The 23,524-nt window shown below is 65.5% G+C and carries 21 protein-coding genes; 15 read left to right on the top strand and 6 right to left on the bottom strand.

Going from position 1 to position 23,524, the window contains the following annotated elements; genetic code table 11:
• Positions 1–56 precede the first annotated feature (56 nt).
• Both L6D75_RS21385 and L6D75_RS21380 read right to left on the bottom strand, forming a co-directional pair.
• Complete coding sequence (locus L6D75_RS21385) at positions 57–812, bottom strand: class II aldolase/adducin family protein (RefSeq protein WP_176515828.1); 756 nt, start codon at positions 810–812, stop codon at positions 57–59.
• Between the two features lie 17 nt (positions 813–829).
• Entirely contained in the window at positions 830–1,873 is a 1,044-nt protein-coding gene (locus tag L6D75_RS21380) for an ABC transporter substrate-binding protein (protein ID WP_176515826.1), read from the bottom strand.
• A gap of 171 nt (positions 1,874–2,044) precedes the next feature.
• On the opposite strand from L6D75_RS21380, the gene L6D75_RS21375 reads away from it, so the two are divergent.
• From L6D75_RS21375 to L6D75_RS21345, 7 genes are all read left to right on the top strand, one after another.
• Entirely contained in the window at positions 2,045–3,997 is a 1,953-nt protein-coding gene (locus tag L6D75_RS21375) for an oxidoreductase (protein WP_176515824.1), read from the top strand.
• Positions 3,998–4,036: 39 nt separating this feature from the next.
• A complete protein-coding gene (locus L6D75_RS21370) occupies positions 4,037–4,639 on the top strand; it encodes a cupin domain-containing protein (protein ID WP_176515821.1) in 603 nt (200 codons plus the stop codon).
• Between the two features lie 121 nt (positions 4,640–4,760).
• A complete protein-coding gene (gene yghU / locus L6D75_RS21365; RefSeq protein WP_176515820.1) occupies positions 4,761–5,600 on the top strand; it encodes a glutathione-dependent disulfide-bond oxidoreductase in 840 nt (279 codons plus the stop codon).
• Between the two features lie 166 nt (positions 5,601–5,766).
• On the top strand, positions 5,767–7,470 hold the full coding sequence (locus tag L6D75_RS21360; RefSeq protein ID WP_176515818.1) for an amidase: 1,704 nt from the start codon (positions 5,767–5,769) through the stop codon (positions 7,468–7,470).
• A gap of 365 nt (positions 7,471–7,835) precedes the next feature.
• A complete protein-coding gene (locus L6D75_RS21355) occupies positions 7,836–8,753 on the top strand; it encodes a pyridoxal-phosphate dependent enzyme (protein WP_176518323.1) in 918 nt (305 codons plus the stop codon).
• Positions 8,754–9,145: 392 nt separating this feature from the next.
• Positions 9,146–10,243, top strand: coding sequence for a carboxynorspermidine decarboxylase (nspC, locus tag L6D75_RS21350; RefSeq protein WP_176515168.1), 1,098 nt, complete (start codon positions 9,146–9,148; stop codon positions 10,241–10,243).
• Between the two features lie 34 nt (positions 10,244–10,277).
• On the top strand, positions 10,278–11,522 hold the full coding sequence (locus tag L6D75_RS21345; RefSeq protein ID WP_176515170.1) for a saccharopine dehydrogenase family protein: 1,245 nt from the start codon (positions 10,278–10,280) through the stop codon (positions 11,520–11,522).
• Between the two features lie 101 nt (positions 11,523–11,623).
• Here L6D75_RS21345 and L6D75_RS21340 read toward each other — a convergent pair whose 3' ends face one another.
• Positions 11,624–12,670, bottom strand: coding sequence for a class I SAM-dependent methyltransferase (locus L6D75_RS21340; protein WP_176515172.1), 1,047 nt, complete (start codon positions 12,668–12,670; stop codon positions 11,624–11,626).
• 110 nt (positions 12,671–12,780) lie between these two features.
• Entirely contained in the window at positions 12,781–14,370 is a 1,590-nt protein-coding gene (mqo, locus tag L6D75_RS21335; RefSeq protein WP_236193800.1) for a malate dehydrogenase (quinone), read from the bottom strand.
• A 209-nt stretch (positions 14,371–14,579) separates the two neighbouring features.
• Here mqo and pmrG point away from each other — a divergent pair, with 209 nt between their 5' ends.
• The 3 genes from pmrG to L6D75_RS21320 are packed head-to-tail and all read left to right on the top strand — an operon-like array spanning position 14,580 to position 16,788.
• On the top strand, positions 14,580–15,251 hold the full coding sequence (pmrG, locus tag L6D75_RS21330; RefSeq protein WP_176515174.1) for a lipopolysaccharide core heptose(II)-phosphate phosphatase PmrG: 672 nt from the start codon (positions 14,580–14,582) through the stop codon (positions 15,249–15,251).
• Between the two features lie 2 nt (positions 15,252–15,253).
• A complete protein-coding gene (locus tag L6D75_RS21325; RefSeq protein ID WP_236193799.1) occupies positions 15,254–16,099 on the top strand; it encodes a phosphatase PAP2 family protein in 846 nt (281 codons plus the stop codon).
• Positions 16,100–16,125: 26 nt separating this feature from the next.
• Positions 16,126–16,788 carry a class I SAM-dependent methyltransferase gene (locus tag L6D75_RS21320; RefSeq protein ID WP_176515176.1) on the top strand — a complete coding sequence of 221 codons (663 nt, stop codon included), beginning with the start codon at positions 16,126–16,128 and terminating at the stop codon, positions 16,786–16,788.
• A gap of 70 nt (positions 16,789–16,858) precedes the next feature.
• On the opposite strand, the gene L6D75_RS21315 is transcribed toward L6D75_RS21320, so the two are convergent.
• Positions 16,859–17,737: an SMP-30/gluconolactonase/LRE family protein gene (locus L6D75_RS21315; protein ID WP_176515177.1), complete on the bottom strand. Its 879-nt coding sequence runs from the start codon at positions 17,735–17,737 to the stop codon at positions 16,859–16,861.
• Positions 17,738–17,965: 228 nt separating this feature from the next.
• On the opposite strand from L6D75_RS21315, the gene L6D75_RS21310 reads away from it, so the two are divergent.
• From L6D75_RS21310 to L6D75_RS21295, 4 genes are all read left to right on the top strand, one after another.
• Entirely contained in the window at positions 17,966–18,946 is a 981-nt protein-coding gene (locus tag L6D75_RS21310) for an aliphatic sulfonate ABC transporter substrate-binding protein (protein ID WP_176515179.1), read from the top strand.
• A gap of 16 nt (positions 18,947–18,962) precedes the next feature.
• Positions 18,963–20,327 (top strand): LLM class flavin-dependent oxidoreductase, encoded by a 1,365-nt coding sequence (locus L6D75_RS21305; RefSeq protein ID WP_176515182.1) that lies wholly within the window; start codon positions 18,963–18,965, stop codon positions 20,325–20,327.
• Positions 20,328–20,459: 132 nt separating this feature from the next.
• On the top strand, positions 20,460–21,296 hold the full coding sequence (locus L6D75_RS21300; protein WP_176515184.1) for a bifunctional allantoicase/(S)-ureidoglycine aminohydrolase: 837 nt from the start codon (positions 20,460–20,462) through the stop codon (positions 21,294–21,296).
• A gap of 88 nt (positions 21,297–21,384) precedes the next feature.
• Positions 21,385–21,984 (top strand): START domain-containing protein, encoded by a 600-nt coding sequence (locus L6D75_RS21295; protein WP_176515186.1) that lies wholly within the window; start codon positions 21,385–21,387, stop codon positions 21,982–21,984.
• A 6-nt stretch (positions 21,985–21,990) separates the two neighbouring features.
• On the opposite strand, the gene sodC is transcribed toward L6D75_RS21295, so the two are convergent.
• Positions 21,991–22,506, bottom strand: a complete 516-nt coding sequence (gene sodC / locus L6D75_RS21290) for a superoxide dismutase family protein (RefSeq protein ID WP_176515188.1) — start codon at positions 22,504–22,506, stop codon at positions 21,991–21,993.
• 136 nt (positions 22,507–22,642) lie between these two features.
• Here sodC and L6D75_RS21285 point away from each other — a divergent pair, with 136 nt between their 5' ends.
• Complete coding sequence (locus tag L6D75_RS21285; RefSeq protein WP_176515190.1) at positions 22,643–23,506, top strand: LysR family transcriptional regulator; 864 nt, start codon at positions 22,643–22,645, stop codon at positions 23,504–23,506.
• The last annotated feature ends 18 nt before the right edge of the window (positions 23,507–23,524 follow it).

Here is a 23,524-nt window from a genome sequence, read left to right as displayed (position 1 = left end):
AAGCCGGCTCCCACAAGTTCTGCAGCAGGCCTTGCTGCTTGGTCCAGAGGTTGGAATCAGTTGCGATAATCCGGCGCCGTTCTGTCGAGCATCCGCAGCAACGCCGCCCAGGCCAGCTGCAGGGCATCCGGGTCGGTCAGCTCGCCTTGCTTGAGCCCCCGCGCCGGCTCGTTGAACTGCCGCTCGGTGTGCGCGCACACCTCTGCCGCCGGCAGCACCAGTTGCCCGGCACTCTGCGCCGCCAGCTGGATCTCGCAGGCCTTCTCCAGGTAGTACATGCGCAGGAACGCCTCGGCCACGTTGCGCCCGGTGGTCAGCAGGCCGTGGTTGCGCAGGATCATCACCGGCTTGTCGCCCAGGTCCGCCACCAGCCGCTGCTGCTCGTCCATGTCCAGGGCGATGCCCTCGTAGGCGTGGTAGGCCACCTTGCCGTAGAACTCCATGGAAATCTGGTTCACCGCCAGCAACCCGCACTCCAGCGCCGCCACCGCACAGCCCGCGCGGGTATGGGTGTGCAGCACGCACTGGGCGTCCTCGCGGGCGCCGTGGATGGCGCTGTGGATGACGAAGCCGGCCGGGTTGACCGGGTGCGGGGTCGGCTCCACCGGCCTGCCCTGCAGGTCGATCTTGACCAGGCTGGAGGCCGTGATCTCGTCGAACAGAAGGCCGTAGGGGTTGATCAGGAAATGATGCTCCGGCCCCGGCAGGCGCACCGAGATGTGGGTGAAGATCAGGTCCGACATGCGAAAGTGAGCGATCAGCCGGTAACAGGCGGCCAATTGCTCGCGCAACGATTGTTCAGCAGTGCTCATGGTTGGTCATCCTTCACTCATTTACTGGCCCAGGCATTGAACCGCTGCTCCAGCTCCTCGCCATGGTCGACCCAGAAGTCGACGTTCATGGCCAGGGCGCCCTGCAGGTTCTGCGGCGAGGTCGGCACCCAGCTGGCCAGTGCCGGGTCAAGCTTGGCGGCCGCCTGGGTGTTGGTCGGGCCATAGGGAATCTGCTCGACATAGCGCACCTGGGTATCGGGCTGGTTGGCATAGCTGATCAGCCGCTTGGCCTGGTCGACATGTTTCGAGCCCTTGATGATGGCCCAGTAATCCATGCCATACAAACTGCCCGGCCACACCAGGGCCAGCGGGCTGCCCTGCTGCGCAGCGACGGCGATGCGGCCACTGTAGGTCGAGGTCATCACCACGTCGCCGGCGGCCAGCCATTGGGCCGGTTGCGCGCCGGCATCCCACCACTGGATGTAGGGCTTGAGTTCGCTGAGCTTGGCGAAGGCTCGATCCACCCCCGCCGGGGTCGACAGCACCTTGTACACGTCATCGACCTTGACGCCGTCGGCCATCAGGGCGAATTCCAGGTTGTACACCGCGCGCTTGCGCAGGCCGCGCTTGCCCGGGTACTTCTTCACATCCCAGAAGTCGGCCCAGGAGCCGGGCGCCGCAGCCAGCTTGTTGCGGTCGTAGGCGATCGCCACGCTCCACACCAGTGCCGCCGAGCCGCAGGCCTGGGCGGCATCGGGTATCAGTTCGGCGGCGTGCCCCAGCCGCTGCCAGTCGAGGCGCTCGTAGATGCCCTCGTCGCAGCCCCGGGCCAGGTCCGGCCCTTCGATCTGCACCACATCCCAGTCGACATTGCCGGTATCGGCCATCACCTGGATACGCGCCATCTCGCCGTTGTATTCGCTCTGGATCAACTGGCTGCCGTCCTGGGCGCTGAAAGGCTGGAAGATCGCCACATCCTGGGCTTTCTGACCGGCGCCGCCATAGCCGACCACGACCATCTGCGGCGCTGCTTGCGCGCTGCCAAGGCCGACGGCCAACAGCGCTGCACATAAACCGGTACTGCGAGGGAATGCCTGCATCGAATTGCCTCCTGCCGGTGCCCGAAGGGCCCGTTTTCTTGTTGTTGTGAGGACATGCCCACTGGCGTGGGTGAGAAAAACCTAGTCGGGCGCCAGTAAAAAAACAAGTTGATTTTTTACTGGCGCTACACTTTCATGATCAAAACAAGAACAACACGGGAGCAGCACCGCATGTCGACCGCCTTCGCTCACCTGTTCGAGCCCTTGCAGATCCGTGGCAAGCGCCTGAAGAACCGCATCATGTCCACCGGCCACGACACCTGCCTGCCCAGCGACAACCTGGTCAACGACAAGCTCATCGCCTACCAGAGCGCCCGCGCCGCAGGCGGCGTGGGGCTGATCGTGCTGCAGGTGGCCGGGGTGCACGACAGCGCCCGCTACACCTCCCATGTGCTGATGGCCACCGACGATGCCTGCATCGACGGCTACCGGCGCCTGGCCGAGGCGTGCCATGCCCATGGCACGGTGGTGCTGTCGCAGCTGTTTCACCCCGGGCGCGAAATCATGGAGTCGGCCGACGGCCTGCTGGCAGTCGCCTACTCGGCTTCGGCCGTGCCCAACGAACGGTTCCGGGTGATGCCACGGGCGCTGGACCAGGCGATGATCGACGAGATCGTCCAGGGCTATGCCGATGCCGCCCGCCGCCTCTACCAGGCCGGGCTGGATGGCGTCGAAGTGGTGGCCAGCCATGGCTACCTGCCGGCGCAGTTCCTCAACCCACGGGTCAACCTGCGCAGCGACGGCTACAACGGCGGCCTGGAACAGCGCCTGCGCTTTTTGCGCGAAGTGCTGCAGGCCGTGCGCGCGGCCACCGACGAAAACTTTATCGTCGGCCTGCGCATCAGTGCCGACGAGCGCGACAGCGAGGGCCTGAGCGAAGATGAATCGCTGGCCGCCGCCGAAGCCCTGCAAGGCCAGCTCGACTACCTGCACATCGTCGCCGGCACCTCGGCCTCGCTCGGCGGCGCCGTGCACATCGTGCCGCCGATGGCCATCGCGCCGGCGTATCTGGCCCGCGAGGCCGGTACCTTCAAGCAGCGCCTGGACATCCCGCTGTTCGTCACCGGACGCATCAACCAGCCGCAGGAAGCGGAGCTGATCCTGGCCCGTGGCCAGGCCGATGTCTGCGGCATGACCCGCGCACTGATCTGCGACCCGGACATGCCGGGCAAGACCGAGCAAGGCAAGGTGGAGGACGTGCGCGCCTGCATCGCCTGCAACCAGGCCTGCATCGGCCACTTCCACCGGGGCCTGCCGATCTCCTGTATCCAGCATCCGGAAACAGGGCGCGAGCTGCAGTACGGCACGCTCAAGCCCACCACCGCGCCCAAGCGCATCATGGTGGCAGGCGGCGGCCCTGCCGGCATGAAGGCGGCTGCCGTGGCGGCCGCGCGCGGGCACGACGTCACGTTGTATGAAGCCAACGCGCAGCTCGGCGGCCAGGTGCTGCTGGCGCAACTGCTGCCCCGGCGCGCCGAGTTCGGCGGCGCCAGCACCAACCTGCAGCGCGAAATGCAATTGGCGGGTGTACGCGTGGTACGTAATACGCGGGTCGATCGCGCCCTGGTCGAACGCGAGCGCCCGGACCTGGTGATCGCCGCCACCGGCGCGACGCCCTACTGGCCGGCCTTCGAACGCAGCGGCGAACTGCAGGTGGTGGATGCCTGGCAAGTGCTGCGCAATGAAGTGACCCCAGGCCGTTCGGTCATGGTACTGGACTGGCGCTGCGACTGGGTCGGCCCCGGCATCGCCGAACGCCTGGTGCGCGATGGCCACCAGGTGCAGCTGGCGGTCAATGGCACCCATTGCGGGGAAAACTTGCCGCTGTACGTGCGCGACCAGCTGGCCGGCGAGCTGCATCGCCTGGGCATCCCGATCACCCCGTATGCACGCTTGTACGGCTGCGACGACAACACCGTGTACCTGCAGCACACCGCCAGCGGCGAACCGATGATCTTCGAGGGCATCGACACCCTGGTGCTGTGCCTGGGCCACCAGCCGCAAGACACCCTGGCCGAGGAACTGGCCGGGCTGGTCGAGGTGCGGCGCATCGGCGACTGCCTGGCGCCGCGCACCGCCGAGGAGGCGATCCATGATGGCCTGACAGTTGCCTGGGCGCTCTGAGGCTGGCCATACTGCCGCTTTCCCGATGGACCGACGCGCATGAGCCAGCAGCCCCAGACCCCGCCCGCCGCCGAAGACGGCGGCGCCGCGCCGCAGTTTCTTGGCACCCGCATTCGCGGCCTGCGCAAACGCCGGGGCATGACCCTGGCGGAGCTGGCGGCGCAGAGCGAACTGACCGCAGGCTACATCAGCCAGCTCGAGCGCAACCTGTCGTACCCGTCGATCCCGGCGCTGTTCAACATCGCCCGCAGCCTGGGCGTGACCATTCAGTGGTTCTTCGCCAGCGAAGCCACCACCGCCCCCGAAGACCAGGGTTACGTGGTGCGGCGCAACAGCCGGCTGAGCGTGCATTACGAAGACGGCATCGTCGACCAGTTGCTCACCCCCCAGCCCAACCGCCAGCTGGAGATGCTGCATTCACGCTTTCCGCCCGGCACCTACAGCCAGCAGAGCTACAGCCACGAAGGCGAAGAAGCCGGCTACCTGCTCTCGGGCAGTTTCGAGCTGTGGGTGGGCGAGCGCTACTTCCAGCTCAGCGAAGGCGACAGCTTCAGCTTCTCAAGCCAGGAGCCGCACCGCTATGGCAACCCCGGCGAGGTGGACGCCGTGGTGGTCTGGGTGATCACCCCGCCGACGTTCTGATGGCGTTGGCGGCGCATCCGCGCCATGCGCGCAATGCATTTGCGCTGGGCGACGAACCCATGGCATAGATGCAGGTCAACGTCTGTATGTGTCTGCATCACGCCATTCAAGGAGTTCGTGCATGAGCAAGCCCCCCTATGTCCCGCCCAAGGTCTGGCGCAACGACGCGGCGTCCGGCGGCCAGTTCGCCAGCATCAACCGCCCGATCGCAGGCCCCACCCACGACAAGGACTTGCCGGTGGGCAAGCACCCCTTGCAGCTGTATTCACTGGCCACGCCCAACGGCGTGAAGGTCACCATCCTGCTCGAAGAGCTGCTCGCCCTTGGCCACGCCGGCGCCGAGTACGATGCCTGGCTGATCCGCATCGGTGAGGGCGACCAGTTCTCCAGCGGCTTCGTCCAGGTCAACCCCAACTCGAAGATCCCCGCCCTGCTCGACCGCAGCGTCGAACCGCCGGTGCGGGTGTTCGAGTCCGGCTCGATCCTGCTGTACCTGGCCGAAAAGTTCGGTGCATTCCTGCCCAAGAGCCCTGCCGCACGCACCGAAAGCCTGAACTGGTTGTTCTGGCAGATGGGCGCGGCGCCGTACCTGGGCGGTGGCTTCGGCCACTTCTATGTGTATGCGCCGGAGAAGTTCGAGTACGCCATCAACCGCTTCACCATGGAAGCCAAGCGCCAGCTGGATGTGCTCGAACGCCGCCTGGCCGAAAGCCGCTACCTCGGTGGCGACGAATACAGCATTGCCGACATTGCCGTGTGGCCCTGGTATGGCCAGCTGGTGCGCGGCAACCTGTATGGCGCGGCGGAGTTCCTGGCGGTGCACGAGTACCCACAGGTGCAGCGCTGGGCCGAAGAGATTGCCCAGCGGCCGGCCGTGCAACGCGGCACGCGGGTCAACCGCACCTGGGGCGATGAAGACACCCAGGTGCCCGAGCGGCATGCCGCGGCGGACCTGGACTGAGCGTAACGGGGCCGCCTTGCGGCCCTTTCGCGGGGCAAGCCCGCCGCCACCGGGGCGACAATGCCCCCTTGCAAAAAACCATTTCTGCCGCGCAAACCTCCCTCCCCTGGCACCTTCTTGTACACTCCTCGCAAAAGCCCCCACCTGCACAATTTTTGGTGAAAGCATGATCGAGGTAACCGAGGTTTCCATTGCCGAGCTGCGCGATGCGCTCGAAGCAGGCCGCACGACGGCGGTCGAGCTGGTCAAGGCCTACCAGGCGCGTATCGACGCCTACGATGGAGCCGATACCGCCACCGCCCTGAACGCCGTGGTAGTGCGCAACCCAGAAGCGTTGAAAGAAGCCGAGGCTTCCGACGCCCGCCGCGCCAAGGGCCAGCTGCTGAGCCCACTGGATGGCATCCCCTACACCGCCAAGGACAGCTACCTGGTCAAGGGCCTGACAGCCGCCTCCGGCAGCCCGGCCTTCAAGGACCTGGTGGCCCAGCGCGACGCCTTCACCATCGAGCGCCTGCGCGCCGCCGGTGCCGTGTGCCTGGGCAAGACCAACATGCCGCCGATGGCCAATGGCGGCATGCAGCGCGGCGTGTATGGCCGCGCCGAAAGCCCGTACAACGCCAACTACCTGACCGCGCCGTTCGCCTCTGGCTCCTCCAACGGCGCCGGTACCGCGACCGCCGCCAGCTTCAGCGCCTTCGGCCTGGCCGAGGAAACCTGGTCCAGCGGCCGTGGCCCTGCCTCGAACAACGGCCTGTGCGCCTACACCCCCTCGCGTGGGGTGATCTCGGTGCGCGGCAACTGGCCGCTGACGCCGACCATGGACGTGGTGGTGCCGTATGCCCGGACCATGGCCGACCTGCTGGAAATCCTCGACGTGGTGGTGGCCGACGACGCCGACCCGCGTGGCGACCTGTGGCGCCTGCAGCCGTGGGTGCCGATCCCGGCCGCCTCGAAGGTGCGCCCGGCGTCCTACCTGGACCTGGCGGTCGATGCCAGCTCGCTCAAGGGCAAGCGTTTCGGCGTGCCGCGCATGTACATCAATGCCGACCCTGAGGCCGGCACTTCGGAAAAACCGGGCATCGGCGGCCCGACCGGCCAGCGCATCAACACCCGCGTCACCGTCATCGACCTGTGGCAGCAGGCCCGCCAGGCCCTGGAAGCGGCCGGTGCCGAAGTCATCGAAGTGGACTTCCCGCTGGTGTCCAACTGCGAAGGCGACCGCCCGGGCGCACCCACCGTGTACAACCGCGGCATCGTCAGCAAGGAATTCCTCCACGACGAGCTGTGGGAGCTGTCGGGCTGGGCGTTCGACGACTTCCTGCGCGCCAACGACGACCCCAAGCTCAACCGCCTGGCCGACGTCGATGGCCCGCAGATCTTCCCCCACGACCCGGGCACCCTGCCCAACCGTGAGGACGACCTGGCTGCCGGCATGGACGAGTACGTCAACATGGCCAAGCGCGGCCTGAAGACCTGGGACCAGATCGAAACCCTGCCCGACGGCCTGCGCGGCCTGGAGAAGACCCGCAAGCTCGACCTGGAAGACTGGATGGACAACCTGGGCCTGGACGCCGTGCTGTTCCCGACCGTGGCCGACGTGGGCCCGGCCGATGCCGACGTCAACCCGGCCTCTGCGGACATCGCCTGGAGCAACGGGATCTGGGTGGCCAACGGCAACCTCGCCATCCGCCACCTGGGCGTGCCGACCGTGACCGTGCCGATGGGCGTGATGGCCGACATCGGCATGCCGGTGGGCCTGACCTTCGCCGGCCGCGCCTACAGCGACAACAACCTGCTGAGCTTCGCGGCCGCATTCGAGTCGACCGGCTCGCGCCGCATGATCCCGCCGCGCACGCCTGCGCTGGGATGATTGTTCGCTAGAGGTTTGCATCGTTGCGTAAATCGAGCGCCGCCCGCGCGGCGCATCGCGGATAAATCCGCTCCCACATTTGTTGCAACGTACCTATGCCTGATAGGCCATGGTTGTCAGCCTTGGTGGCACGACGCGATTTCTCGGCGGGCGCTAGAAGCGGACGACCATGGCCTGACAGACCGTGGCACGTTGCAATGAATGTAGGAGCGGATTTATCCGCGATGCGCCGCGCGGGCGGCGCTCGATTTCAACATCACCACAAATTCAACGACATGCACCAGGCGACACGCGCTACCATTCAGCCCTCCCTCGAGCATTGGCCCTCTCTGCTCATACCGAATGAAGCGTCGTGGAGCTCCTTGATGACCCTGCACATCCACACCCCCCTGATCGAATCCCGCCCTCTTTCGCTGGCCGCTGGCCGTGCGGTCTGGCTCAAGCTCGATGCCCTGCAGCCCTGCGGCTCGTTCAAGCTGCGTGGCGTGGGCCATGCCTGCGAAGTCCACCATGCCCGTGGCGCGCGCCATTTCGTTTCCTCCTCCGGCGGCAATGCCGGCCTGGCGGTGGCCTATGCCGGTCGCAAACTGGGCGTGCCGGTAACGGTAGTGGTGCCTGAAACCACCACCGAGCGGGCCAAGGAGCTGCTGCATCAGGAAGACGCCAAGGTGGTGGTGCATGGCAGCTCCTGGCAGGAGGCCAACGCGCTGGCGCAAACCCTGGTCGGGCCGAACGATGCCTTCATTCACCCCTTCGATGACCCGCTGCTGTGGGCCGGCCATGCCAGCCTGGTCGACGAGCTGGCGGCGGCGGGCTACAAGCCTGACGCAGTGCTGCTGTCGGTGGGTGGCGGCGGGCTGCTCAGCGGCGTGGTCGAAGGCCTCAAGCGCAATGGCTGGCATGATGTGCCGGTGCTGGCGGTAGAGACCGAAGGCGCCGCTTCGCTGCACGCGGCGGTGCAGGCGGGCCATTCGGTGGAGCTGGAGCGCATCGCTTCGGTGGCCACCTCGCTGGGTGCCAAGCGGGTGGCAGACCAGGCGTTGGTGTGCGTGCGCGAGCACCCGGTGCACAGTGTGCTGGTGAGCGATCGTGCGGCGCTGCAAGCGTGCGAGCGGTTCCTGAACGATCATCGCGTGCTGGTGGAGCCTGCCTGCGGGGCGGCGTTGGCGGTGGCCTATGAAGCGAAGGCATTGAGCGGCTACCAGAACGTGCTGGTGGTGGTGTGTGGCGGGGCCACGGCGACACTGGGGCAGATTCAGGATTGGTTGAAGCAGGTCGATTGACGTTGATCTTGCCGGCCTCATCGCCAGCAAGCCGGCTCCCACAGACCTTGCACCGAACCCTGTGGGAGACCCTGCACCGAACCTTGTGGGAGCCGGCTTGCCGGCGATGAGGCCGGCCGATCACTCAAGTAATCGAACGATCCACCGCACCCGCCCCTACAGATTGGCCAGCTGCGCTCCACGCAGCGGCTGTTCATCGGATTTTCATTGAGCTGCACACCCCGTGATCAGGATGTTCACACAACCCTGTTCCAATGCCCCCTGCACAACGCAAGAAATCCCGCTCCAAGGGCAACGAGCACGACGAAATACTGCTCCCACCCTTTCGATATGCAGCAAGTGAAGGCACAATGCGTGTCCTTTTTTTGGCCGGCCTTGCCGGGGGCCTTTAAATGATCAAGACGCCGTACTACCTCATCGATAAAACCAAGCTGCTGGCCAACATGGAGAAGATCGCCTACGTGCGCGAAAACTCCGGCGCCAAGGCCCTGCTCGCCCTCAAGTGCTTTGCCACCTGGTCGGTCTTCGACCTGATGCAACAGTACATGGACGGCACCACCTCTTCGTCGCTCTACGAGCTCAAGCTCGGCCGCCAGAAGTTCGCCGGCGAGACCCACGCCTACAGCGTGGCCTGGGCCGACGACGAGGTCGAGGAAATGCTCGAGAACTGCGACAAGATCATCTTCAACTCGATCGGCCAGCTGCAGCGCTTTGCCGAACAGTCCGAAGGCAAGGTCCGCGGCCTGCGCGTCAACCCGCAGGTGAGCAGCTCCGACTACCTGCTGGCCGACCCGGCGCGCCCGTTCAGCCGCCTGGGCGAGTGGGACCCGGAGAAGATCGAGAAGGTCATCGAACAGATCTCCGGCTTCATGTTCCACAACAACTGCGAGAACGGTGACTTCGGCCTGTTCGACAAGATGCTCACGCACATCGAAGAGCGCTTCGGCCACCTGCTGCACAAGGTCCAATGGGTGAGCCTGGGTGGCGGCATCCACTTCACCGGCGAAGACTACGCGGTCGATGCGTTCTGCGCGCGCCTGAAGGCCTTCTCGGAAAAGTACGGCGTACAGGTCTACCTGGAGCCGGGCGAGGCCGCCATCACCAACAGCGCCTCGCTGGAAGTGACCGTGCTCGACACCCTGTACAACGGCAAGCACCTGGCCGTGGTCGACAGCTCGATCGAAGCGCACCTGCTCGACCTGCTGATCTACCGCCTCAACGCCAAGATGGCCCCCAACGATGGCGAGCACACCTACATGGTCTGCGGCAAATCGTGCCTGGCCGGTGACATCTTCGGCGAGTACCAGTTCGATCGCCCGCTGGCCATCGGCGATCGCCTGTCGTTCATCGACACGGCGGGCTACACCATGGTCAAGAAAAACTGGTTCAACGGTTTGAAGATGCCGTCCATTGCGGTCAAGCAGCTCGACGGCAGCGTCGAACTGGTGCGCGAGTTCGGTTTCGAAGACTACGTTTCCAGCCTGTCGTAAGACCGGCACTCAAAAGTAAGGAGCAACAGGTAAATTGAAGAAGAACGTTCTTATCATTGGTGCAGGAGGTGTCGCCAAGGTGGTGGCCCACAAGTGCGCGCAGCATAACGACGAACTGGGTCGTATCGCTATCGCGTCACGGAACATCTCCAAATGCCAGGCCATCATCGACAGCGTCAAGGCCAAGGGTAGCCTCAAGGTACCCGCCGACATCCAGGCCTTCTCGCTCAACGCCCTCGATGTCGAGGCGACCAAGGCGCTGATCCGCGAGACCGAATCGCAGATCGTGATCAACGTCGGTTCCGCGTTCCTCAACATGTCGGTGCTACGTGCCTGCATCGATACCGGTGTCGCCTACCTGGACACCGCCATCCACGAAGAGCCGGGCAAGATCTGCGAGACCCCGCCGTGGTACGGCAACTACGAGTGGAAACACCTCGAAGAGTGCCAACAAAAGAACATTACCGCCATTCTCGGCGTCGGTTTCGACCCGGGTGTGGTGAACAGCTACGCAAAACTTGCGCAGCAGCAGTATTTCGACAGCATTGATTCGATCGACATTCTCGACGTCAATGCCGGTTCCCATGGCAAGTACTTCGCCACCAACTTCGACCCGGAAATCAACTTCCGCGAGTTCACCGGGCAAGTCTGGAGCTGGCAGAACAGCCAGTGGACCAGCAACACCATGTTCGAAGTCAAGCGTACCGACGACCTGCCGGTGGTGGGTTCGCAGAACCTGTACCTCACCGGCCACGACGAAGTTCACTCGATCTCCAAGAACCTCAACGTGCCGAACGTGCGTTTCTGGATGAGCTTCGGCGAGCACTACATCAACGTGTTCACCGTGCTGAAGAACCTGGGCCTGCTCTGCGAGCAGCCGGTCAAGACCGCCGAAGGCCTGGAAGTGGTACCGCTCAAGGTGGTCAAGGCCGTGCTGCCTGACCCGGCCTCGCTGGCCCCCGGCTATACCGGCAAGACCTGCATCGGTGACCTGGTCAAGGGCACCAAGGACGGCCAGCCGCGCGAAGTGTTCATCTACAACGTGGCCGACCACGAAGAGGCCTACGCCGAGACCGACAGCCAGGGCATTTCCTACACCGCTGGCGTGCCGCCTGTGGCCGCCGCCTTGCTGGTCGCCCGTGGCGAGTGGGATGCCAAGCGCATGGTCAACGTCGAGGAGCTGCCAGCCGAGCCGTTCCTCAAGGCGCTGGACGTGATGGGCCTGCCGACCCGCGTGAAAGATGAAAAAGGCGATCGTCCCTGGGACGCTGAAGCCTAAGCAGTAGACAGAAGGGGCGCCCATAGGGCGCCCCTTCTTTTTTGCCTGTTGCGGCCCTATCGCCGGCAAGCCGGCTCCCACAGGTATCTGTGGGGCAGTCGCTACTTCCTGGCCTCCAGAATCAGGTTGAACGGCGTCTGCGTCGCTCGCCGAAACTGCTTGAACCCCGCCTCCTCCAACACCGCTCGCAAGCGTGCCTCACCCGCCTGCGCACCCAACCCCAGCCCCACTTCCTGGGACAGCGAGTTCGGCGTGCAGATGAAGGTCGACGCGGCATAGAACAAGCGCCCCACCGGCGTCAGGTTGCCGTCCAGGGAATCCTCGGCATACGGTTCCACCAGCATCACCGTACCGTCGGCCTTCAGCGCCCGGTAGGCGTGCCGCGCCGCACCGACCGGATCGCCCATGTCATGCAGGCAGTCGAAAAAGCACACCAGGTCATGGTCATGGCCCGGGTAATCCTTGGCCGAGGCCTGCTGGAAGCTCACGCGCCCCTCCAGCCCTGCCTCGCGCGCGCGCGTGGTGGCCGTGGCGATGGACGGCGCATGGTAGTCATAGCCAACGAACGTCGATGCAGGGAACGCCTGGGCCATCACCAGCGTGGAAGCGCCATGCCCGCAGCCCACATCCGCCACTTTCGCCCCGGCCTGCAGCTTGGCGACGACGCCGTCGAGCGCCGGCAGCCACTGGGCTACAAGGAAGGTGCGATAGCCCGGCCGGAAGAACCGCTCGGTGCCGCTGAACATGCAGGGGTGATGGTCGCCCCAGGCCAGGCCGCCATCGCCGCGCATGGCGGCCACCAGCTTGTCCTTGTCGTGGAACAGCGCCGCCACCACCGCCGCACCGCCAGCCATGTAGGCGGGGGAATCCTCCAGCGCCAGGGCCATGGCCTGTTCCTCGGGCAGTACGAACTGGCCTTTGTCGTGGGTCATGTAGCCCGACGCCGCCTGGGCATTGAGCCATTCGCGCACCAACCGCGGGTGGCAACCGGTCCGGGCGGCCAGCGCCTCGGGCGTGGTCGGCTGGCTGTCGGCCATGGCCCGATAGAGCCCCAGCTCGTCACCGAGGATGACATTGGCCAGGGTCGCCGCCGCGCCCATGTCGCCCACCAGCTTGCCCATGAAATCGTGAAGCCTTGCCTCGTCCATGACCAGCCCTCCTCTGCAAGAAGGCCACCGTCGACGGGGGAAGTCCGGTCCGAGGGGGCGGTGGTCATTTTTGAAAGATGATGATGTCTCGTCGTAAGTCTAGCCCTCGCCTAGGGTGCGGTCGCTGGTGCGGCCGCAGCCGTCGGCGGGTTCAGCTGCAGCACCTCGTTGGTATACGCCCACTCCTTGAGCACCTCGTCAGGATGATCGTTCAGGTGCATGCCATACGAAGGGATGATCTGCTTGATCTTCGCCTGCCAGGCCGCCGAGGCCACCTTGTCCTTGAACACCTTGTTCAGCAAATCGAGCATGATTGGCGGCGCCGTGGAAGCGCCTGGCGAGGCGCCGAGCAGGCCGGCGATGCTGCCGTCCTTGGAGGTCACGACTTCGGTGCCGAGCTTGAGCACGCCGCCCAGCTGTGGGTCTTTCTTGATGATCTGCACGCGCTGGCCCCCCTGCCACAGGCGCCAGTCAGCCTTGTTCGCTTTGGGGAAGTAGGTGCGCAGGGCGTCGAAGCGGTCATCGTCGGACTGCAGCACCTGGCCTACCAGGTATTGCACCAGGTCGAACTCGCGCACGCCCACACGCACCATCGGCCAGGTGTTGTGCACGCTCACGCTGGCGAACAGGTCGAGCAGCGAGCCCTGCTTGAGGAACTTGGTCGAGAACGTGGCGAACGGCCCGAACAGGATCATGCGCTTGCCATCGAGCACACGGGTGTCCAGGTGCGGCACCGACATCGGCGGCGCACCGGTGGCGGCAATGCCATAGGCCTTGGCCATGTGCTGCTCGGCAATGGTCGGGTTGTCGGTCACCAGGAACGAGCCGCCCACCGGGAAGCCGGCATAGTCCTTGGCCTCATCGATGCCGGATTTCTGCAACAGCGGCAACGCCGCACCACCGGCACCGATGAACAGGAACTTGGCATCGCTGGCGGCCTTGTTGCCATCCTTGAGGTTCTTGTACTCCACATGCCAGGAGCCATCGTCGTTGCGGGTGATGGCCTCGACTTCGGTGGAGAGCTTGAGGTCGAAATTGGGCTGCGACTGCAGGTAGGCCACGTACTGCCGGGTGATCTCACCGAAGTTGACGTCGGTACCGATGGGCGTCCAGGTCACCGCAAGCTTCTGGTTCGGGTCGCGGCCTTCCATCATCAGCGGTACCCACTTGCGGATCTGCGCGGGGTCTTCGGAGTACTGCATGGGCTTGAACAGGGGGCTTGCCTGCAGCGCTTCGTAGCGCTTCTTGAGGAAGCGGATATTGTCGTCACCCCAGACGAAACTCATGTGCGGGGTGGTGTTGATGAAGGAGTGCGGGTTCTTCAGCACGCCTTGCCTGACCTGCCAGGCGAGGAACTGGCGGGTGACCTGGAACGACTCGTTGATCTCCACCGCCTTGCTGATGTCGATCTTGCCGTCCTTTTCCGGGGTGTAGTTGAGCTCGGCCAGGGCGGAGTGGCCGGTGCCGGCGTTGTTCCAGCCGTTGGAGCTTTCCTCGGCCACCTTGTCCAGGCGCTCGACCATCTGCATCGACCAGCCAGGCTCCAGTTCGTTGAGCCACACCGCCAGGGTCGAGCTCATGATGCCGCCGCCCACCAGCAGCACATCGACCTTCTTGCTCTCGGCGGCCTGGGCGCTGAGCATGCCCCAGGCCAGCGTCATGCCGGCCACCAGCAGCTTCGATTTGAGCGTGATGTTCATTTCTACTCCCGCGAACTCGCTGTCGGAAAAGTCCTGCACAAGCTTAGCTGACGGATTTTGTCGGGTATGGCCAGCGTCCAGGCTGTACGTCCTGCATATTTTTCACATCCGCTTCACTCCAGCGCCACAAACACAAGGCTAATGTGCCGCCAGTTTCGGGTGACAGGCCAGGCGGCCCACCCTTCGGACCCGAGCCCTGGAGTGCCAGCATGCTGGAGAATGTGATCGATACACCCCTGCGCCCCGCGCGCCTCAGGCGTCGGCGCTTGCACTGGCTGTTTGGCGGGCTGCTGGCGGTGTCGTTGCTTGGCCTTTGGCATTTTTCCCGCCCCCAGGTCAGCGACCTGGGCAGCGTGCAACAGATGAGCGAGCACGGCGTCTACGCGGCCTGGGCCAAGGGCGAGGTGATTGTGCTGGTGCGCCATGCCGAACGCTGCGATCGCTCCAACCATGCCTGCCTCGATGACCCCAGCGGCATCACCGTCGATGGCAGCCAGGCGGCGCAGGCCGTGGGCGACGGCATCAGGCAGCTGGGCCTGGGCGCGGCCGATGTGCTTGCAAGCCCGGAAGTGCGCACCCGCCAGACCGCATCGTTCATTTTCGGCAAGGCCATCGAAACCCAGGACTGGCTGATGCGATGCGACAGCACGTTCGCCGACGCCGCGTTTGCCCACAAGCGTGATGCCCGCAACCTGATCCTGGTGACCCACAGCGGCTGCATCGACCAACTGGAACGTCAGTTGGACGTACCCGGCGGCCAGCGTGACAGTGGCTACGCCAGCGCGCTGTTCGTCACCAAGGGCAGCGACGGCAAACCCCATATCCTGGGCCAACTCAATGCCAAACAATGGCGCGAACTCGTCAGCGTCACAGGGAAGTAACCATGTCCAGAACCATGTCCAAAACCACATCAACCCCTTCACGCACCACGTTCTACATCAACAACCTGGCATTGCCGCTGGCGCTGGCTGTGGCGGTCTTTTTGCTGTTCGACCTCACCGAGCTGGACCGCTGGATCAGCAACCTGCTGATCGACCCGGCCACCGGCAGCTTCCCGCTGCTGCATGACCAGTGGTTCGAGAAGGTTACCCACAAGTGGCCACGCATCCTGCCGGACTGGACCGGCGAGGCGGCGGTGATCGGCTCGCTGCTGTCGTTCATCTGGCCACGCCTGCAGAACCACCCGAACGCGGGGATAACCCGCCTGTTCGACAAGACCCGGATCAGCCCGGTACTGCGCTTTACCGCCCAGCATCGCCGCGACTTGCTGTATGTGGTGGTCGCCTTCGCCCTGAGCACCACGGTGATCCACTACCTGAAAAGCCACACCAGCGTGTATTGCCCGGTGGAAACCACCCTGTACGGTGGCCATGAGCTGCAAAAGGAGTGGTATGAGAACTTCACCCTGCTGAGCAAGGCCGGCGATGGCCGCTGCTGGCCTGGTGGCCACGCCTCCAGTGGCTTCACCCTGCTGGCCCTGTACTTCGTGGCCCTGCGCCACCGCTGGCAGCATGCACGCAAGCTGCTGGTGGCGATCCTCTTGATTGGTTTCGTGTATGGCACCACGCGGGTGCTGCAGGGCTGGCACTACATGTCGCACACCTTCTGGGCCGGGATCGTCGTCTGGTTCGCCAGCTGGGCGACCGCGCTGCTGTTCTATGGCCGGCCAGCCCTGCAAGGCATCGAGCGGGCGGCAGCGCAAAACCCTGCGGCGGACGCCTATGCTTGAGCAACCCCACTGCACTGGAGGGTGCAATGCCAAGCCGCGAAACCGCCGTGCTGCGAAGCTGGCAGCACAATGCCCAGGCCTGGATCGACGCCGTGCGCAGCGGCGCCATCGAAAGCCGCCGGCAAGTGACCGACCAGGCGATCCTGCTGGCCATCCTGGCGCGCCAGCCTGAGCGGGTACTGGACCTGGGCTGCGGCGAAGGTTGGCTGCTGCGCGCCCTGGCCGATCGCGGCATCGACGCCACCGGCGTGGATGGCGACGCTGCGCTGGTCGCCGCGGCGCAGGCGGCCGGTTCGCCGCGGGTGTACCAGGCCAGCTATGAGCAGTTGGTCGAAAGCGCCAAAGGCGTAGGTGCCGGTTACGACCTGATCTGCGCCAACTTCGCCCTGCTGCAGCAGGACATCATCCCCCTGCTCGCCACCCTGAAGACGCTGCTGGTACCCGGGGGCGCGATGCTGATCCAGACCTTGCACCCCTGGAGCGTGGCCAACGGCGACTACCAGGATGGCTGGCGCGAGGAGTCCTTCAGCGGCTTCGCCGGGCACTGGAAGCCCATGCCGTGGTACTTCCGCACCCTGGCCAGCTGGCTGAATGCACTGGACATGGCCGGGTTCAGGCTGGCCAGCCTGCAGGAGCCGCAACACCCGCAGAGCGCCGTGCCGCAGTCGCTGTTGCTGGTGGCCGAGTAACGCCGCCGCGATCCTGCTTGGGCGGCTGCGTGATGAGCGCCACCACCTAAGTTCGTCGTGACGCTGGTAGTTAGCGCTGGGCGGTGCTTTGCTCGGCTGGCGGCGTCAGGTGCAAGACCCGGTTGCGGCCACCTTCGGCCAGCAGGTAACCGCCCTTGCCGTCCGGGGTGATGGCCTGGGGCGCCTTGAGGAAGGTCAGCACCGTGTGTTGGGTGCCGTCGGCATCGACCCGCAGCAGGCGGGCACGGTGGGTGCTGTCTTCGCTGATCCACAGGCCACGCTGGTCGCACAGCAGGAAGGTGGGGTTGCGCAGGCCCTCGACCACCACCGGGTCCTGGCCATCGTCGGCCAGCGCACGCACCTTGCCGGTGGCTTTTTCGGTGTAGAGCAGGCGGCCGTCGGCGCAGCGGGTCAGGCCTTCGGTTTCGGTCAGGTTGGCGCGCAGCACCTCGAGCTTGCCGCTGGCCCACTCGTAGCGCATCAGCCGGCCATTGCCCTTGCGGTCCTCGATCGCGTACAGGTGGTCGCCATCGTTCCACAGCCCCTGCACGCTGTCGCCGTCGAACAGGTGGGTGACCTGGCCATCACGCGACAGGCTGACCGGCGCCTGCCCGCCCTCCTGGCTGAACACCCAACCGCCCTGGGCTGCGACCATGCCGTCGGATTTGGACAATTTGTCGATCAGGACCACGCGCTCGCCCTGGGCGGTGATCTTGAGGATGCTGCCGCGGCCATCGTCCAGTTCGCGGCTGACCAGCAGGCTGCCATCGGCCTGCACCAGCAGCGAGGCGGCCTTGGTCACGTCGCGGTGCAGCACATCGACGCCCCAGCCATTGCTGGCCTGGACCGGGTAGAAACTTTGCCAGGCGAAGAAACCGAGGGTGGCGGTGAGCACTGCAGCAGTGGTGGTCAGGGCGATACGGGTGCCGCGCTGGCGCAGGATGGGCATGGGCTTGGGGCTCCTGGAAAGTGCAAAGGATCCTAGCAGTGGAATGTGAAAAAAATGTCAATGCGCCGGAACCTTCTCGCGAGCGTGGCGTCAGGCGAAATCATCCACACACAAAAGGATATAAAAAGAACAAATCAATCTAACCAAATGGAATTAAAAAATTGAAAGCCAATCGCCATCTCCTTAGGCTGGAAACATCCCCAGCCAGCCGTTCAAGGAGCTTCTCCCATGCCCGCCCGTGCCTTCTCGCCCCTGCGCCGCCTGCTAGTCGGCGGCCTCCTGGCCACCGTCGCCAGCGCCCTGCTGCCTTGGTCCAGCGCCGTCGCCGATGACGCCAAGACCCTGCGTATCGGCTACCAGAAATTCAACAGCATCAACATCCTCAAAGGCAGCGGCGCGCTGGAAAAAGCCCTGGCCCCGCAAGGCGTGAAAGTGACCTGGCACGAGTTCGCCGCCGGCCCGCAACTGCTCGAAGCGCTGAGCACCGGTGCCATCGACCTGGGCCACGCTGCCGATGCGCCCTCGGTGTTCGCCCAGGCCGCCGGCAAACCGGTGGTCTACCTCGCCGCCGAACAGCCCTACCCGCGCGGCATCGGCCTGGTGGTGCGCGAGCAGGACCAGCTGGCCAGCGTGCAGGACCTCAAAGGCAAGCGCGTGGCCACCGGCCGTGGCTGGAATGCCCAGTACCTGCTGGCCGTGGCCTTGGAGCAGGCCGGCCTGAGCTACCAGGACATCACCCCGGCCTACGTCAACAATGCTGCCGATGCCGTGGCCGCCCTGCAGTCGGGCAGCGTGCAGGCCGCCACCCTGTGGGACCCGTTCCTCGCCGCCGCGCAAAGCCAGCCGGGCCTCAAAAGCCTGCGCGATGGCAGCGGGCTGACCAACAACCGCACCTTCTACCTGTCTACCGCGGCCTTCGCCGACCAGCACCGCGCGCTGCTCAAGACCTTCTTCACAGAGCTGGGCAAGGTCAGCCAGTGGGCCAACGCCAAACCTGCCGAGGTTGCCGCCTTGCTGGCGCCGCAACTGGGCATCAACCCCAGCGTGCTGCAGGTAGCCAGCGAGCGGCGCAACTACAACGCCGTGGCCATCACCCCGCAGATCGTCGCCGAACAGCAGAAGCTGGCCGACACCTTCCAGGGCCTGGGCCTGATCCCGCACAAGCTGCAGGTGGCCGATGCCGTCTACCCGACCTCCGTGCTGCCTTGACCGAAGAGCCCCAGCCATGCCCCGCCCGATCCGCTTCAACGCCTTCAGCATGAATGCCGCCAGCCACCAGTCGCCTGGCCTGTGGCGCCACCCACGCAACACCAGCGTGGCCTTCAACCGCCTGGACTACTGGACCGATTTGGCACGCCTGCTCGAACGCGGGCTGTTCGATGCGCTGTTCATCGCCGACGTGCTGGGCATCTACGACGTCTACCAGGGCGGCCCGCAAGCCGCCCTGCGCGGCGGCGTGCAAGTGCCGGTCAACGACCCGCTGCTGCTGGTGCCGGCGATGGCCGGGGTAACCGAGCACCTGGGCTTTGGCGTGACCTTTTCGCTGACCTACGAGCACCCGTATCCCTTCGCCCGGCGCATGTCCACCCTCGATCACCTGAGCAATGGCCGGGTTGGCTGGAACATCGTCACCGGCTACCTGGACAGCGCCGCCCGCAACCTGGGCTTGGCTCGCCAGCTTGGCCACGACCAGCGCTACGACCTGGCCGAGGAATACCTGCAGGTGCTGTACAAGCTCTGGGAAAAAAGCTGGGAAGACGACGCCGTGCGCCTTGAGCGCGACACCGGCCGCTACATCGACCCGAGCAAGGTGCACGCCATCGGCCATGCCGGCGAGCATTTCCAGGTGCCTGGCATGCACCTGTGCCAGCCGTCACCGCAGCGCACCCCGGTGCTGTTCCAGGCTGGCGCCTCGGCGCGTGGCCAGCAGTTCGCCGCCCGCCATGCCGAATGCGTGTTCATCAGCGGGCCGACGCCCACGGTGCTGCGCCGCTATGCCGACGGCATCCGCCTTGCCAGTGAGGAGGCCGGGCGTGGCCGCGACGAGGTGCTGATCTATGCCCAGGCGCTGCTGATCGTCGCCCCTACCACGCAAGAGGCCCAGGCGCGCTTTGCCGAGTACCGCCGCTACGTCGACCTGAACGCCGCCCTCGCCCTGCTGTCGGGCTGGACCGGCATCGACTTCGCCGGCCTCGACCCGGACACCCATATCGAATACGTCGAGAACGACGCCGGCCGCGCCGCGCTGGCGGCCTTCACCGCCGCCGACCCGAACCGGCGCTGGACCGTGCGCGAAGCGGCAGAGTTCGTCGGCCTTGGCGGCCGCGGCCCGGTGCTGGTGGGTGATCCGCAGGCCATCGCCGACCAGCTGGAGCACTGGCTGGACCAGACCGGCGTGGACGGTTTCAACCTGACCTACGCCGTGCAGCCGGACGACCTCACCCACGTCGTCGAGCTGCTGATACCGGAGCTGCAACGCCGCGGTCGCTATCCCCTGAGCTATGCCGAGGGCACCTTGCGCCACAAGCTGTTCGGCAAGGGCGACCGCCTGCCAGAGGCCCATGCAGGCCAGCAGGTGCACATTCAGTAAGCAAATACCGGGTATTTCAACATTTAATTTGTGGATGCCGCGGGCTGGCCCATATGCTGTCCGCACATCCCCTGCACGCACCGGCCGGTGTGGTCCAAGGCACGGGGAGAGAACAACAAGTCGAGACCGTTCATGTCGAATCACTCCTACTTCGCCCCCCACGGTGGGCACCCGGCTCAAACCGAGCTGCTGACTGACCGTGCCATGTTCACCGAAGCCTATGCCGTCATCCCCAAGGGCGTGATGCGTGACATCGTCACCAGCCACCTGCCGTTCTGGGACAAGATGCGCATGTGGGTCATCGCCCGCCCGCTGACCGGTTTCGCCGAAACCTTCGCCCAGTACATCGTCGAAGTGGCGCCGGAAGGCGGCAGCGAGCGCCCTGAGCAAGACCCGAACGCCGAAGCCGTAGTGTTCGTCGTCGAAGGCGAAATCGACATCACCGTCGAAGGCAAGCTCCACACCCTGGGCCAGGGCGGCTACGCCTTCCTCGCCCCAGGCGCCGAATGGAGCCTGCGCAACAACAGCAAGTCCAACGTCACCTTCCACTGGCTGCGCAAGCACTACCAGAAGGTCGAAGGCCTGGACATCCCCGAGTCGTTCGTCACCCACCGCGACAACGCCACCGTCATCGAAATGCCGGGCACCGAAGGCCGCTGGGTCACCACCCGCTTCGTCGACATGGCCGACATGCGCCACGACATGCACGTCAACATCGTCACCTTCCAGCCGGGCGGCGTGATTCCGTTCGCTGAAACCCACGTCATGGAACACGGCCTGTACGTGCTCGAAGGCAAGGCGGTGTACCGCCTGAACCAGGACTGGGTCGAAGTGGAAGCCGGCGACTTCATGTGGCTGCGCGCCTTCTGCCCGCAGGCGTGCTACGCCGGCGGCCCAGGCAAGTTCAGCTACCTGCTGTACAAGGACGTCAACCGTCACGTGCACCTGACCCTCAACCCCAAGCGTTGATCCCAGGTTGCTGAACGAAGCCCGCCAACCTGGCGGGCTTCGTTTTTGCCGCGCATACTGCAGTTTCCCCTTTTGCGCGGTACTCGCCATGAACCGCTGCCTGCTGCTTGGCGCCCTGCTGCTGGCCACCAGCGCCCTGGCCGACGATGGCTGGAACCTGGCCTACGACCGCGAAGGCATTCGCGTCTACCTCAGCGGCGCGGCCGATTCCCCCTACCAGCAATTTCGTGGTGTCAGCACCATCAAGGCCAGCGTGCGCACCCTGGTCGACCTGCAGGAAAACCTGCGCGTGGCCTGCAAATGGCTGTATGCCTGTGACCAGATGCGCCTGGTCGGGGTCGACGGCGACAGCACCTGGGTGTACCTGACCACCAACCTGCCGTGGCCGACGCTGCCGCGCGACATCATCCTCAAGGTCACCACCGAGCGCCTGGACGACGGCACCCTGGTGCGCCACCTGAGCGCCGAGCCCAACAAGCTGCCCGAGGAACCCGGGCTGATCCGCGTGCAGCACCTCAATGGCGAGTGGGTGATGAAGCCGCTGGGCGAGCGCGAAACCGAAGTGACCTACCAGTTGCAGGCCGACCCGGCCGGCGATGTGCCCGGCTGGCTGGCCAACCGCTTCGTGGTGGATGCGCCGGTCGTGACCCTGCGCACCTTGCGGGCGGTGGCCGAGCGCCAGCCCTGAGGCGCGTTACTGCACGACGCCGCAGGCGAAGCGGGCACCACCACCGCCGAGTTTTTCCGGATGGTCGCTGTGGTTGTCAGCGCCGGCATGCACCATCAACGCGTGGCCCTTGAAGTCGTCAGCCTTGAGCCGCGGCGCCAGCACCGGGTAGCTGGCCTTGCCGTCTGCACCGACATAAAGCGCCGGCAAGTCGCCGCGGTGGCCGCTGTCGTCATACGGGCCCTTGTGCGCATTGCTCTTGCCCGGGTCCCAGTGGCCACCTGCCGCGCCGGCGGGCACGGGCTTGCCGTTTTCTTCGCTGGGGGCGCAGGACGGGTTCTGGTGCAAGTGGAAGCCATGCACGCCCGGCGGCAGGTCTTTGAGGTCGGGGGTCAGCAGGGTGCCGTATTGGTTCTGCTCGATGCTGATGGTGCCGATCGACTTGCCGGGGCCGTCTGGCCCGGCGAGCTTCAGCTCCACGGTCTGCGCGGCCTGGGCGAGGCCGGTAGAGGCCAGTAATGCGGTCAATAGCGCTGCTTTCATCGGTTTTCTCCATGGCAGGTGACACGGGCATAGCGCCCGCGCAAGAGATCGGACTGCCAAGGCCTGCGGGCATTCCCTCCAGCCACAGACTGAAACACAATAGCGCCTCGCCCGCTCAACCCCGGAGCCTGCCCGCGTGTCTCTCAAAGCCCTGCGCACCCTGGTGACCATCGCCCGCCACGGCACCTTCGCCCGTGCCGCCGACCTGCTCAGCCTGACGCCGTCGGCGGTGAGCCTGCACATCAAGACCCTCGAAGACGAACTGCAGGTGGTGCTGTTCGACCGCAGCCGGCGCCAGGTGGTGCTGACCGAGGCCGGGCAGCTGGCGGTGGCGCGCGCTGAAACCATCCTGGCGGCCTACGACGAACTGGCCGATGCCCTGGCCAGCGGGCCGAGCCTGCGTGGCCGCCTACGGCTCGGCGCGATCCACACCGTGCTGGCGCGCCGCCTGCCCAAGGCGCTGGTGTGGATCAAGGCGCACCACCCGGACCTGCACATCAGCGTGGCCTCGGGCATGTCGGCAGAGCTGGCGCGGCGCGTGGAGGACGGCGAGCTGGATGCGGCGATCACCACCGAGCCGGTCATGCCCTACCCGCAGAGCCTGGACTTCACCCCGCTGTTCGAAGACCGCTTCTGGGCCATCGCCAGCCCCGAACTCGCCGGCCAGAGCCTGCCCCAGTTGCTGGCCAGCCAGCCTTTCCTGCGCTTCGACAAGCGCGCCTGGGCGGGCCGGCAGATCGAGCAGGAGCTGCGCCGCCAGCACCTGCAGGTCAGTGAACAGATGGAGCTGGACAGCCAGGAAGCGTTGGCGAGCATGGCGGTCATGGGGCTGGGGGTGGCGATCATCCCGATGGCTGACGACGACTTGCAAAGGCTGCCAGCGGCAACCTGCCTGCCCTTCGGCGAGCCACAGCTCAAACGCCGGGTGGTGCTTCTGGAACACGAGAAAAGCCAGCGGCGGCATTTGAGCGCGGTGCTCAAGACTGCACTTGAGGCGTGACTGACCGTGCAGTTTTCC

The sequence above is a fragment of the Pseudomonas faucium genome, assembly GCF_021602585.1.
Classification (GTDB): Bacteria; Pseudomonadota; Gammaproteobacteria; order Pseudomonadales; family Pseudomonadaceae; genus Aquipseudomonas; species Aquipseudomonas faucium.
Note: the sequence above shows the minus strand (reverse complement) of the source record. Positions and strands in the feature narration are given on the sequence as shown.

Coding starts and splice junctions, on each gene's coding strand:
- L6D75_RS21295 (WP_176515186.1), top strand. CDS start 21,385: ATGAACCGCTGCCTGCTGCTTGGCGCCCTGCTGCTGGCCACCAGCGCC.
- mqo (WP_236193800.1), bottom strand. CDS start 14,370: ATGAACATCACGCTCAAATCGAAGCTGCTGGTGGCCGGCATGACGCTG.
- L6D75_RS21300 (WP_176515184.1), top strand. CDS start 20,460: ATGTCGAATCACTCCTACTTCGCCCCCCACGGTGGGCACCCGGCTCAA.
- L6D75_RS21370 (WP_176515821.1), top strand. CDS start 4,037: ATGAGCCAGCAGCCCCAGACCCCGCCCGCCGCCGAAGACGGCGGCGCC.
- L6D75_RS21375 (WP_176515824.1), top strand. CDS start 2,045: ATGTCGACCGCCTTCGCTCACCTGTTCGAGCCCTTGCAGATCCGTGGC.
- L6D75_RS21305 (WP_176515182.1), top strand. CDS start 18,963: ATGCCCCGCCCGATCCGCTTCAACGCCTTCAGCATGAATGCCGCCAGC.
- pmrG (WP_176515174.1), top strand. CDS start 14,580: ATGCTGGAGAATGTGATCGATACACCCCTGCGCCCCGCGCGCCTCAGG.
- L6D75_RS21320 (WP_176515176.1), top strand. CDS start 16,126: ATGCCAAGCCGCGAAACCGCCGTGCTGCGAAGCTGGCAGCACAATGCC.
- L6D75_RS21310 (WP_176515179.1), top strand. CDS start 17,966: ATGCCCGCCCGTGCCTTCTCGCCCCTGCGCCGCCTGCTAGTCGGCGGC.
- L6D75_RS21315 (WP_176515177.1), bottom strand. CDS start 17,737: ATGCCCATCCTGCGCCAGCGCGGCACCCGTATCGCCCTGACCACCACT.
- L6D75_RS21360 (WP_176515818.1), top strand. CDS start 5,767: ATGATCGAGGTAACCGAGGTTTCCATTGCCGAGCTGCGCGATGCGCTC.
- sodC (WP_176515188.1), bottom strand. CDS start 22,506: ATGAAAGCAGCGCTATTGACCGCATTACTGGCCTCTACCGGCCTCGCC.
- yghU (WP_176515820.1), top strand. CDS start 4,761: ATGAGCAAGCCCCCCTATGTCCCGCCCAAGGTCTGGCGCAACGACGCG.
- L6D75_RS21355 (WP_176518323.1), top strand. CDS start 7,836: ATGACCCTGCACATCCACACCCCCCTGATCGAATCCCGCCCTCTTTCG.
- L6D75_RS21325 (WP_236193799.1), top strand. CDS start 15,254: ATGTCCAGAACCATGTCCAAAACCACATCAACCCCTTCACGCACCACG.
- L6D75_RS21380 (WP_176515826.1), bottom strand. CDS start 1,873: ATGCAGGCATTCCCTCGCAGTACCGGTTTATGTGCAGCGCTGTTGGCC.
- L6D75_RS21385 (WP_176515828.1), bottom strand. CDS start 812: ATGAGCACTGCTGAACAATCGTTGCGCGAGCAATTGGCCGCCTGTTAC.
- L6D75_RS21340 (WP_176515172.1), bottom strand. CDS start 12,670: ATGGACGAGGCAAGGCTTCACGATTTCATGGGCAAGCTGGTGGGCGAC.
- nspC (WP_176515168.1), top strand. CDS start 9,146: ATGATCAAGACGCCGTACTACCTCATCGATAAAACCAAGCTGCTGGCC.